Source organism: Flavobacterium sp. ALJ2 (assembly GCF_015594725.1).
GTDB lineage: Bacteria > Bacteroidota > Bacteroidia > Flavobacteriales > Flavobacteriaceae > Flavobacterium.
Genome location: NZ_JADNRC010000014.1, coordinates 17,881 through 31,216 on the forward strand (window position 1 = coordinate 17,881; position 13,336 = coordinate 31,216).

Consider the following 13,336-nt stretch of genomic DNA (forward strand, 5'->3'; position numbering starts at 1 on the left):
TAATAATTTGATTAATAGTGGCACTTACCACATTCTAAACCTCCCATTTGCGCTGCAGTTAATTTCTCTACACCATATTTCTTAGAAAGTTCTTCATGTATTTTAGTATAATACTCATTTCCTTCCATCTTAACATTAGTTTTTCTATGGCAATCAATACACCATCCCATTGTTAATTTAGAATATTGTTTCATGATTTCATACTCTTCTACTGGACCGTGACAAGTTTGACATTCGATACCAGCAACAGTAACGTGTTGCGAGTGATTAAAATACACAAAATCAGGTAAGTTATGAATACGTACCCATTTTACTGGTTGCGTTTTCCCTGTATACGTTTGAGTTGTTTTATCCCAACCGACAGCATTGTATAATTTTTGTATTTGCTCATCATAGAAAGCTTTACTGTACTCTGGAGTAGCAGTAGTTTCAGCAACCTCTGAAATGTTTTTATGACAGTTCATACAAACATTTAAAGATGGAATACCTGCAGTTTTACTTACACGAGAAGCTGAGTGACAATATTTACAATTGATTTCATTGTCTCCTGCGTGAATTTTGTGAGAATAATGTATCGGCTGAATTGGCTCATAATTTTGATCCACACCTATTTGCATTAAATAAGCATAAACAAAATACCCACTTGCTAATAATAAGAATATTGAGGCTACCAAAACCAAAAATTGATTTCTAGCGAATGCTTTCCATAAAGAAACTCTAGGTTCTTTTGGAGTAACGTCGATTCCATTTGCTTTAGCAACTTTTCTCAATACGTTATTCACCAAGTAAAGCATCACTACTAACATACCCATCACAAGAGCAAGCGCTCCTAGGATAATATTATTAGAGATAGCACCACTTTCTCCTCCTGTTCCTGGCACAGCAGCATTACCTGTTGGAGCTGGAGCCACAGCTTTAGGCTCAGAAGTATATGCGATAATATCATCTATATCTCCCGTTGATAATTGAGGAAATGAAGTCATGACCGCCTTGTTGTGATCTGCAAAAAGCTTTACAGCTACAGCATCACCTGACTTGATTAGGTCAGAACTATTATGAATCCACTTGTAAAGCCAAGCTTTATCATGTTTTCCCGACACGCCTCTTAATTCAGGACCTGTCGATTTCCCATCTAATTTATGACATGCAGCACAATTTGCATTAAAAAGTTCTTTACCCTTTACCGGATCACCTCCCTGAGTTGCTACTGGAGCAGCTTCAGGCGCTGCTGGAGCAGCAGCATCTTGTGCAAATGAACTTAGCGAGAAAATTAACGTTAGCCCTAAGCTTAAAAATAATTTCCTTGAGATCGAATTATGGTTACCCACCTTTTCCATATTATATAATGATTATCTACTAAAATTTGGTACGGTTTTTTCTGTATAAAAATTACACAAAATATAATACCTTCTTTTAAAACTTGCACAAAAATACAATTTAAGAACTATTCTCAAAACCTTAAAACAGCCTTCGATACCAATTTATACCAATTCTAAATAACTTTTCTAATATCCGTTTATATATTAAATACTATTTTTGCACAAAAACCATCACATTATGAGAATTTTAACTCCTAGAAAAAAAGCACTTTACACATTATTACTACTAATTTCAGTATGTAACATTAATGCGCAAGATCAAAACATTACAGTAAATCAAGACCCGAAATTCGAACAACTATTAAACGAAAAACGGAAAATTAACGCGTCAATTAGCGTTAATGACAGTTACAAAATCCAGATTTTTAGTGGTAAGAGTGACGAAGCTAAAAAAACTCTGATTGACTTTAAGCAAGAGTTCAAAGACATAGATGCCACCATAATTTTTAACACTCCAAATTACAAAGTTATGGTTGGTAATTTCAAAAGTAGAATTGAAGCCGAGAAAAACTTAGTAGAAATAAAAAGGAGATACAAAAATGTATTCCTCATCAAACCAAGTAAATAAAAATATATTTTAAAAAAAATATACAATTATAAACAAAAGCCATCTGACATATCGGATGGCTTTTTCATTTATAAAAAACTCTTAAAAAAATATATTCACGCAGTTTTATTTCCGAATTAAAAATTTAAATCTGGATGCTTTATAGAACATTATCACAAAACATAGACGTTTTAAAAAAAAACAGAACTCATCCCAGCATCAAACTATAGAAAAATAAACAGTTAGTTTTAATAATTTATTACAAAAACAAAATAGCCAATTAACAAACCAAAAAAACACATAACAGAACCTAATTTCGCATTAATTATTTTTAATCTGATAACGATTATGTCCATAAAAAAAGTCCCCACGCTTTCTTTATACATTTATTGAAAACAACACATTATTGACTCCAAACCCTAGACATATAATAATCTGAAAAGTCATAAAAAAATTAAGTTCTACATCAAAACTGCATATTATACATCTTAAATCCTGAATAAAGCATCATTTTATCTTTGACAAAATCAAAATAGTTAAGAGAATAAACATTTCCTAATGCTCAAAATTTTAAAAAAGTAACGAGAATACAATCAAAAAAAGTACAACAAAAAAAAAAAAATTACTGCATTTAAGCAAGCATTGCTTGTTAATTTAAATACCGAAAAACCTCGTGGCTCACAAAAAATGAAGCTATATACAACTCATAACATCAAACAAAACAAATACAATTCCACTTCTTTTTACATATTTCACAACCAATACAAAAACCAAAAACTTTCTAAAAAAGGTAATAATAGTATATTAATTAATCGAAAAAATATCCCCTTTTTACTCATCAATATTAATACGACTCAAAAACAATCATAATAACCTTAAAACGGAGAACAGATTGCTAACCGAAACAGAAACTTATCATTTAAATTATCCCTAGTGAAACAAAACGTCAGAAATACAAAAGAGAGTATCGAAAAACTCCCATACAAAACAAATTTATACATCAATCTATCCATTCTATAGCCCATAATATTCTCAAAAATACAAACTAAAATTAAGCCAATTCACTAGATCAGCTTTACAAATAAGACCTACAAAGAATTAATTATACAAAATACAATAGGCGATTACATCTTTTTATAAAGAAAAATGAATGCTCTCAAAGCTTCCAGAAAAACACCCAACAATTACTAAAGAACAATTCTAACTTAGAAACAAAACCCAAACAGAATCAAGAGGCCAAAATAAAATTGAGATACTGCAACGTTTTTTGAATATGTTCAACGATAATAAATAGCACTGGAATTAGTCTTAGGCTTACAATATAAATTTTAACCTATATTAATTAACACATCATAAAAAGACATCAAATTTAAAAATCACATACACCACTTCAATTGAGAAATCAACTCCTTATTCTACAAGAATACAAGCTCATTTTACACAATTACTCATCACATACCAAACAAAATTAAAACACATATTCAACACAGCACAAAGAATTAACTTAAAAAAACATATACAGAATTGACTGCAACCATAATTCCAACAATATCACTTTCAACATAAAACAAAAGAATCACACTAAATACTTATATGCCCCCCCTTAATAGCAAAATCAGTACTGATAAATTAAAACAAACAACATTAACAAATCATTACTCAGTTAATTACCTCACGCAGTAATACAGCAAAAAAAGACCTCTAAATTGACCATGCGTTATAAGAGTTATTTAAAAAAAACATCTCTATCCACCACCTCTTTATTCTAAAAAAAATTTCAGTAGCAAACAAAAAAAATCCCGACAAGTCGGGATTTTTAATTTGAATTCTATAAATTCTTATTTCAATTTCTTTTTGATTGCTACTTCGTGGTAAGCTTCTATTACATCACGCTCTTCGATATCATTAAAGTTTTTAATTTGAATACCACAATCGTATCCTTTACTAACCTCTTTAACATCGTCTTTGAAACGTTTTAATGCTAATAACTCTCCAGCAAACACAACAACACCATCTCTGATAACTCTAATTTTAGCGTTTCTTGCTATTTTACCATCCATTACCATACATCCTGCAATAGATCCAACTTTAGAAATTTTGAATATCTCTCTAATTTCTGCAGTACCAAGAATTTCTTCTTTCATCTCTGGAGCTAACATTCCTTCCATTGCATCTTTCAAATCATCGATAGCTGCATAAATAATAGAATAGTAACGGATATCAATTTCTTCTTTATCTGCTAACTGTCTTGCATTACCTGCTGGACGAACATTAAATCCGATAATAATCGCATCTGATGCAGAAGCTAACATAACGTCTGTTTCTGTAATCGCTCCAACCCCTTTATGGATAATATTAATTTGAATTTCTTCAGTAGACAATTTAGAGAACGAATCAGATAATGCTTCTACAGAACCATCCACATCTCCTTTAAGAATCACGTTCAATTCTTTAAATTGACCAAGAGCAATACGACGTCCAATTTCATCTAACGTAATATGTCTTTGTGTACGTACTGATTGTTCACGCATTAATTGAGAACGTTTTGAAGCAATTTGTTTCGCTTCTTTTTCATCTGCGAATACATTAAACTTATCTCCTGCAGTTGCTGCACCATCCAAACCTAAAACAGACACTGGAGTTGACGGACCTGCTTCTAGAATAGTATGTCCCCTTTCATCATGCATGGCTTTAATTTTACCATGATGTTTTCCAGCCAACATATAATCTCCAATTTTAAGTGTTCCGTGTTGAACTAAGATAGTCGAAACATATCCTTTTCCTTTATCTAAGAAAGCTTCAACGACAGTTCCTTGCGCTTGCTTATTTGGGTTTGATTTTAAATCTAAAATCTCAGCCTCTAACAATACTTTTTCCAACAACTCTTTAACTCCTAATCCCGTTTTTGCAGAAATATCATGTGATTGAATTTTTCCTCCCCAATCCTCAACAAGTAAATTCATACTTGCTAATTTTTCTTTTATTTTCTCAGGGTTAGCATTTGGCTTATCAACCTTATTGATTGCAAATATAATTGGCACTCCAGCTGCTTGCGCATGGCTAATTGCCTCTTTTGTTTGTGGCATGATATCATCATCCGATGCAATTACAATAATAGCAACATCCGTAACTTGAGCTCCACGTGCACGCATCGCTGTAAACGCCTCGTGACCTGGTGTATCTAAAAATGCAATTTTTTGACCATTATCTAATGTTACTCCGTATGCTCCAATGTGCTGTGTAATACCTCCAGACTCTCCAGCAATAACATTCTCTTTACGGATATAATCCAGTAAAGATGTTTTACCATGATCGACGTGACCCATTACCGTTACAATTGGCGCTCTAACTACTAAGTCTTCTTCTCTATCTTCAACTACTTCAATAGCCTCTTCGATATCTACAGTAATAAACTCAACTTCATAACCAAACTCATCGGCTACAATAGTTAATGTTTCTGCATCAAGACGCTGGTTCATGGTAACCATGATTCCAAGTGACATACAAGTACCGATAACTTTAGTAATTGGCACATCCATCATGATAGCAATTTCACCCACAGTAACAAACTCAGTAACCTTAATAGTTTTACTTCCTTCGTCTAGAGCTCTTTGTTCTTCATCAGATTTCTGACGGTGCGTATCTCTTTTATCTCTACGGTATTTGGCAGCTTTTGATTTACCACCTTTACCTTGTAGTTTTTCAAGCGTCTCTCTAATTTGGTTTTTCACTTCCTCTTCAGTAGGCTCAACCTTAGCTACAATTGCAGGACGATTTCCTTTTACAAAACCAGGTCTTGAACTTCTGTTAGCGTTAAATCCTCCTCCAGCTCCTCCTGTATTAGGAGTAATTTTATTAGGATTTGGGGTTCCTGGTGGCACAGCCGGTCTAGGCGCACCTGGTTTAGGAGCAATTCTTTTACGCTTATTTTTGTTAGCGTTATTTGCAGCTGCTCCTGGAGCTCCTGGTTTATTAGGAGTTATCTTTGGATCTTCTTTTTTCTTTTTAGGTTTATTAAATTGAGATAAATCAATTGTTTGACCTGTAAGTGTAGTTCCAGATAATTTTTGATATTGTGTCGTTATAGATTCTTCAACAGGAGGCGTTACTACTGCAGGTTCTGTTTTTACAACAGGCACTTTTTCTGCAGAAACCTCTACTACTGGCTTAACTTCTTTTTTCTCTACAACAAGTTTCTCTTCTTTTTTATCAGTAACAGCAACTGGTGGTTGTACAGATTGAACTACCTCTTTTTGAGCAGGTTTTTCTTCTTTTACAACTTCCTTAGGTGTTTCAACTTTTTCTGGCTCTGCTACTGAAGGAGTGTTTCGAATAATTGCAGGTTTTTTTGGATTTAGATTTATTTTACCTACTTGAACAGGAGCTGTTACAACAGCTCTCGCTTTTATAACCTCTTGTTGTTTTTGGCGCTCTTCGTCTTGTTTGCGTTTGTCTTCGATTTCTTTTTCGCGTTCTACACGCAATGCTTCTTTCTCTTTTCTTTTTTCCTCACCAACTTCTTTAGAAGCCTCCTTATTTCCCTTATCGCCCGCAAATTGGCTTTGTAGGATATTAAATTCGTGATTAGAAATTTTTGCGTTTGGATTTGCGTCAATAGCAATTCCCTTATCTTTTAGATAATCCACAGCTCTTTCTAATGAAATATTTAATTCCCTTAAAACCTTGTTTATTCTTATTACTCTCTCTTCAGACATAAAACCTTTTTATTATTACCTATTCGTTGTGTTGCGAGAAAGATAGCTTAACTATCAAACTCTTCTTTTAGTATACGGATTACATCTAGAATTGTTTCCTCTTCTAAATCTGTACGTCTTACTAAATCTTCTACTTCTTGTTTTAAAATACTCTTTGCAGTATCCAATCCTATTTTAGCAAACTCTTCGATAACCCATCCTTCGATTTCATCAGAGAACTCTGTTAATTCGACATCATCGTCTTCACCGCTTGCTACATCTCCTTCTCTAATAACATCAAGCTCATAGCCTGTTAATTGGCCTGCTAGTTTAATGTTATGACCACCTCTACCGATAGCTTTAGAAACTTCCTCTAATTTCAAGAAAACTTCGGCTCTTTTAGTTTCTTCATTAATTTTAATTGAAGAAACTTTTGCAGGACTTAAAGCCCTTGTAATATATAATTGAATGTTACTCGTGTAATTAATAACATCTATATTTTCATTTCCTAACTCACGTACAATTCCATGAATACGAGAACCTTTCATACCAACACAAGCTCCAACAGGATCAATTCTATCATCATAAGAATCTACCGCTACTTTTGCTTTCTCTCCTGGTATTCTAACTACATTTTTAACTGTAATTAATCCGTCGAATACTTCTGGAATTTCTTGTTCAAATAATTTCTCTAAAAACTTCTCTGAAGTTCTAGACATAATAATTTGTGGTTTATTCCCTTTTAATTCAACGCTTTCAATAATTCCTCGAACGTTATCTCCTTTACGGAAAAAGTCTGATGGAATTTGTTTTTCTTTTGGCAATACAATTTCATTTCCTTCATCATCCACCAAAATTACAACTCTTGGACGAACATGGTGCACTTCGGCTGTATAAATATCCCCAATAATATCTTTAAATTGCTTATAAAGATTTGTATTATCGTGTTCATGTATTTTAGAAATCAAATTTTGGCGTAAAGCTAAAATAGCTCTTCTACCTAAATCGATTAATTTTACTTCTTCAGAAACTTCTTCTCCAATTTCAAAATCCGCTTCAATTCTTCTTGCTTCTGTCAAAGTAATCTCCTCATTTTCAAAATCAAGATCTTCGTCAGCAACGATTACTCTCCTTCTCCAAATCTCCATATCTCCCTTATCAGGATTTATGATGATGTCAAAATTATCATCTGAACCGTATTTTTTCTTCAATGCATTTCTAAATACATCTTCTAAGATTGCCATAAGCGTTACACGATCAATAAGTTTATCATCTTTAAACTCTGAGAATGAATCGATTAATGCTAAATTTTCCATGCGAATTCTTTAATTAAAATGTTACTGTAACAATTGCCTCTTTAATTTCTGTATAAGGTATTTGCTGCTCTTTTTGAACTGTTTCTTTTCCTTTTCCTAATTTCTTAGGTTCCCTTGCTTCCCAAGACAAAATTATGAAATCTTCATTAGCATCAACCAATTCAGCCTCAATTTTTTCTCCATTAGTACTTACTATCAATGTTCTACCAATGTTTTTCTTGTATTGTCTAACCATTTTTAATGGAGATCCAACTCCTACCGAAGCAACTTCCAAAGAAAAATCTTGTTCTTCTCTGTCCAAATTATTCTCGATAGCGCGACTAACATCAATACAGTCTTGCAAGAGCACACCATTATCTCCATCCAAAGATACAATTATCTTGAAAGCATCAGTAATGGTTAAGTCTATTAAAAAAATTGATGGTTTTTCTACGAGACCCTCAGCTATTAATACGTTTACTTTTTCTTTAAATGTCATACTTTTATAAAAAGAGGGGACATTTAGTCCCCTCATTATTTAGGTTTTAATAAATAACGGTGCAAATATAGTGTTTTTTTACAAATCAAAATAAATTGATTGCTCTAAAAATATTTCTTATCTTTATATAAGCACCAAAATAACCGATTTTTCATGTAATTTAACACCTAAAAATTATGAAACGTATATTAGTTCCCACCGATTTTTCCGAACATGCAGAAGACGCATTAAAAGTCGCAGCCCAAATCGCAAAAAAGAATAACGCTGAAATAATCATACTACACATATTAGAATTACCTAGCCAAATGAGCGATGCCATTACTGGCGGAATTAGCATCCCAGAGACCATGCTTTTTATAAAAAAAGCAAACGAAATGCTTACTAAAATCACCGAGAGAGCCTATCTAGATGGACTTACAATAATCGAGATGACAAAACTCGACAAACCGGCAGAAGGAATTGCAAAAGTAAGTAATGAGCATGAAATTGATCTAATTATAATGGGGTCACATGGCACTTCTGGACTTGAAGAATTAATCATAGGATCGAACACAGAAAAAGTAGTTCGCCATTCTGAAATTCCTGTTTTAGTAATAAAAAAACCTATGAATGGATTTAAAACTACAAATTTTGTTTTCGCTTCAGATTTTTCAAAAGAAATCGAAAAACCTTTTAAAAAACTGATAGAATTTGCAAAAATGTTTGATTCTAAATTGCATTTAGTCATGATTTGCACTCCAAATAGTTTTAAACCGACTCATGTCGCCAAAAAAATAATGACTGATTTCATCGCTCCTTTTAATCTCAATAATTATTCAACTCATATTTACAACGATACCAATATTGAAAATGGAATTATTAATTTTTCTAATAGTATTAATGCAGATTTAATAGGTATGTGTACACATGGAAGAACTGGATTTTCTCACTTTTTTAACGGAAGCATTAGCGAAGACATAGTAAATCACGCTGTAAAACCAATAATAACTTTTAAAATATAAGCACATGATAATAACGATTATACTAAAAAATGATTCACAAAAAAAGCGATAAAAAACTCTAAATTTATTGCATAAAAAAAGCCTCTCATTTGAGAGGCTTTTATGTTGGTCTACAAGGACTCGAACCTTGAAAGACTGCACCAAAAACAGTTGTGTTACCATTACACCATAGACCAGCAGTGCTGTTAAGCGAGTGCAAATTTATAACTTTATTTGATTTAAACAAATTTTTTAAGCATAACTTTATTGCATAAAAAAAGCCTCTCAAATTGAGAGGCTTTTATGTTGGTCTACAAGGACTCGAACCTTGAAAGACTGCACCAAAAACAGTTGTGTTACCATTACACCATAGACCAGCAGTGCCGTTAAGCGAGTGCAAATTTAAAGCTTTTTTTAGTTTGTACAAGCATTTTGAGTAAAAATTTTAAAAAAAAATGCTTTTTTCTCCAAACAAACTCAACGACAATACGAAACCAATTCATACACAACAAATTACCCTAACCAATTACTTTTATAGAAAAATTTGTTAATGCTGGTTTGATTACACAAAAAAACATTTTCTTTGTAAGATTAAATAAGGACAAATTTTTAACACCTAAATATGGCACAATTCAACTTTAATAAATGGAATACAATTATTGGTTGGTTAACTTTTACAATCGCTTTAATAACCTACACACTTACTGTTGAACCTACAATGAGTTTTTGGGATTGTGGTGAATACATCGCTACAGCTGCAAAGCTTGAAGTAGGTCACCCACCCGGAGCACCTTTATACCAAATGATGGGTGCTTTCTTTGCAATGTTTGCAATAGATAATCAACATATTGCTTTAATGGTAAATATGATGTCTGTATTCTCTAGTGCATTTACAATACTATTCATGTTCTGGTCTTCTTCTATTATTCTTAAAAAGATGATAGCACGTTTTTCTGAAATCAACAAGAACAATGCAATTGTAATTCTAGGAAGCTCTTTTGTTGGAGCATTAGCTTATACATTCTCTGATAGTTTCTGGTTTAATGCTGTTGAAGCAGAAGTTTATGCTATGGCATCCTTATTAATTGCTTTACTTTTTTGGTTGGGATTACGTTGGGAACAAGACATGCATACTCCAAGAGGCAATAAATGGTTACTAATTATATCATTAGTAGTTGGTCTTTCATTTGGTGTACATTTCATGGCATTACTTACAATTCCTGCAATTGGATTCCTTTACTTCTTCAAAAACTACGAAAAAGTTACCATCAAGAACTTCATTATCGCTAATCTCGTGGTAGTAGCAGTCTTACTGTTCATTTTTATATTATTACTTCCATTAACAATGGCTTTCTTTGGTAAAACCGAGATTTTTATGGTTAATGAAATGGGAATGCCTTTTAACTCAGGAACTATTTTTGTAGCCTTAGTTTTTATCGCCTTCTTTTATTTCGGATTACGTTATACCAAACAAAAAGGCCTTGTTTTTTACAATACAATAATACTTTGTATCTTATTCATTTTAATTGGATTCTCAACTTGGTTGATGCTACCTATTAGAGCCAATGCTAATACTGTAATTAACGAAAATAAACCTTCGGATGCAACCGAGGTACTTGCTTATTATAATCGTGAGCAATATGGCGACAACCCATTGTTTTACGGACCTCAATACACAGAAATGTTTGCAGGATTAGACAAAAACACTCCTTATCTTGACAAGAAACCAAATTACGAAAGAGATTACAAAACTGGTAAATATATAATTACCAACAATTATAAAAATGCTGCACAAAATTCTGATGATGCTCAAAAAACATTTTTACCTAGAATGTGGAGCACTGATCATGCAGAGAACTACATAAACTTCACCAATCCTCCTGCATTTAAGATAAATCCAAACTATCCTTACGAGGATGATTTACAAAAATACGGCATTGATCCAAGTCAATTATCTGAAGAGGAATACAATAAAGCAACTGCTCAACTGAGACATGAGGTTGAAAAAACAATCATGGAATTCAAAAAAGCTTATGCTCAAAAACAAATTGACAACAATGGTTATATTAAATTCTTAAAAAGCTACGGGGATTACTTAATTGTCGAAAAACCAGCAATGGCAGACAACTTGGGATTCATGCTAGAATATCAATTTGGATATATGTATTGGAGGTATTTAATGTGGAATTTTGTTGGCCGTCAAAGTGATGTTCAAGGAAAATACGACAACTTAGACGGAAATTGGATTAGCGGAATCAAATTATTAGATTCAATCCGTTTAGGTTCTCAAGACAACTTACCTTCAGATGTATTAAACAACAAAGGAAGAAATGTTTATTTCTTCTTGCCATTCATCCTCGGCTTAGTTGGATTAATGTACCATGCTAATAAAGATTTAAAAAGCTTTTATGTCCTACTCGCTTTATTCTTATTTACTGGCTTTGCACTAAAAATATATCTAAACGAAAGGCCTTTTGAACCTCGTGAAAGAGATTATGCACTAGTAGGTTCCTTTTATGTATTTGCCATTTGGATTGGATTTGGAGTATATGCCCTCTATGAAAGTTTACAGAAATATATCGCTCCAAAAATTGCCGGACCAATAGTTATTGCTGGTAGCTTACTTGCCGCACCTGTACTTATGGCTTCTCAAAACTGGGACGACCACGACAGATCAAACAAATACACTGCTTTATCGATGGCCAAGGCGTATTTAAATTCATGCGATCCAAATGCTATTTTATATACTATTGGCGATAATGATACTTTCCCATTATGGTATGCTCAAGAGATTGAACACATCAGAACTGATGTGAAAATAGTAAATACAAGTTTATTCATGACTGATTGGTATATTGATCAGATGAAAATGAAAGCTTACGAATCAGATCCGTTGCCAATTTCTTTCACTCATGATCAATATGTGGGAGATAAACGAGATTATGTAGCTCACATTCCAAAAATAGACAGCCGATGGGATATTAAAGATTTTATAAATTTCATAAAAAATCCTAAGTCAACTGTTGAAATGCAAAACGGACAGACAATTCATTTTTACCCAACTAATAAAATTCGTCTTACTATAAACAAAGACAATATTATTAAGAATAAAGTAGTCGCACCAAAGTATTATGACTCTATAGTTCCTTATATCGACATTGATATTAAAGGAAGTGCCATATACAAAAATCGTCTGATGATGCTTGATATATTAGCAAACAACGACTGGAAAAGACCAATTTATTTTAGCGGAGGTGCTTTTGATGATGAAGATTATCTATGGCTAAAAAACTACCTTCAACTTGATGGTATGACATATAAACTTGTACCTATCAAAAACGTTCCTTCTAAAGAAGGAGGACCTATGGATATGGGACAAATTGACTCTGAAAAAATGTACAATATTGTAATGAAATGGGACTGGGGTAACAGCGATAGTGATAAAATTTATCATGATCCTGAAACCAGACGAAACAGCATCACGTACCGCACGAACCTTTCTAGATTAATGAAACAATTAATTTCTGAAGGTAAAATTGACAAAGCCAAAAACATCATCAATTTAGCAATGACCAAAATGCCATTGGATAAATTTGGTTATTACTCATTAGTTGAACCTTTTGCAAAAGGATATTATGATGTTGGCGAAAAAGTCAAAGCGCATGATTTACTTGAAAAACTAATAAACAAATACAAAGAGAACCTTGACTACTATAGTCATCTAACTCCTTCTGAGCAATCAAGTCTTGCTATCGATATTATTACTGATATCGAAAGATACAGAAGCTTATTACAAGTAATGAAAGACAGCAAAGACCTACCGTTTTACAACAAACAAAAAGCTATCTTTAACACTTATGTAAATGTTTTTGAGCGATTTGGTCGTGAAAAGGAATAAATAATATTCAAAATATAATAATTAAAAAATGTAGCGCTATTGAA

Annotated in this window: 7 protein-coding genes and 2 tRNA genes; 3 read left to right on the forward strand and 6 right to left on the reverse strand. The window is 32.8% G+C overall.

The annotated features are described in order from the left end of the window. Nucleotides 1-11: 11 nt before the first annotated feature. A complete protein-coding gene (locus IUY40_RS15305) occupies nt 12-1,337 on the reverse strand; it encodes a c-type cytochrome (RefSeq protein ID WP_195737736.1) in 1,326 nt (441 codons plus the stop codon). Nucleotides 1,338-1,557: 220 nt separating this feature from the next. On the opposite strand from IUY40_RS15305, the gene IUY40_RS15310 reads away from it, so the two are divergent. Then, entirely contained in the window at nt 1,558-1,947 is a 390-nt protein-coding gene (locus IUY40_RS15310; RefSeq protein WP_195737737.1) for an SPOR domain-containing protein, read from the forward strand. Nucleotides 1,948-3,764: 1,817 nt separating this feature from the next. Here IUY40_RS15310 and infB read toward each other — a convergent pair. Genes infB through rimP form a run of 3 tightly spaced genes read right to left on the reverse strand, consistent with a single transcriptional unit; the run spans nt 3,765 to nt 8,414 of the window. Beyond that, nucleotides 3,765-6,641: a translation initiation factor IF-2 gene (gene infB / locus IUY40_RS15315; RefSeq protein WP_195737738.1), complete on the reverse strand. Its 2,877-nt coding sequence runs from the start codon at nt 6,639-6,641 to the stop codon at nt 3,765-3,767. 47 nt (nt 6,642-6,688) lie between these two features. Further along, nucleotides 6,689-7,936 (reverse strand): transcription termination factor NusA, encoded by a 1,248-nt coding sequence (gene nusA / locus IUY40_RS15320; RefSeq protein ID WP_129540812.1) that lies wholly within the window; start codon nt 7,934-7,936, stop codon nt 6,689-6,691. Between the two features lie 13 nt (nt 7,937-7,949). After that, nucleotides 7,950-8,414: a ribosome assembly cofactor RimP gene (gene rimP / locus IUY40_RS15325; protein WP_195737739.1), complete on the reverse strand. Its 465-nt coding sequence runs from the start codon at nt 8,412-8,414 to the stop codon at nt 7,950-7,952. Between the two features lie 176 nt (nt 8,415-8,590). Between rimP and IUY40_RS15330 the strand changes: the two genes are divergently transcribed. After that, nucleotides 8,591-9,415: a universal stress protein gene (locus IUY40_RS15330; RefSeq protein ID WP_195737740.1), complete on the forward strand. Its 825-nt coding sequence runs from the start codon at nt 8,591-8,593 to the stop codon at nt 9,413-9,415. 105 nt (nt 9,416-9,520) lie between these two features. Here IUY40_RS15330 and IUY40_RS15335 read toward each other — a convergent pair. Together IUY40_RS15335 and IUY40_RS15340 are read right to left on the reverse strand one after the other, a co-directional pair. After that, nucleotides 9,521-9,591 (reverse strand) — tRNA-Gln (locus IUY40_RS15335). Nucleotides 9,592-9,700: 109 nt separating this feature from the next. Then, nucleotides 9,701-9,771, reverse strand: a tRNA-Gln gene (locus IUY40_RS15340). 245 nt (nt 9,772-10,016) lie between these two features. On the opposite strand from IUY40_RS15340, the gene IUY40_RS15345 reads away from it, so the two are divergent. Next, complete coding sequence (locus tag IUY40_RS15345) at nt 10,017-13,292, forward strand: DUF2723 domain-containing protein (RefSeq protein WP_195737741.1); 3,276 nt, start codon at nt 10,017-10,019, stop codon at nt 13,290-13,292. Nucleotides 13,293-13,336: the final 44 nt, after the last annotated feature.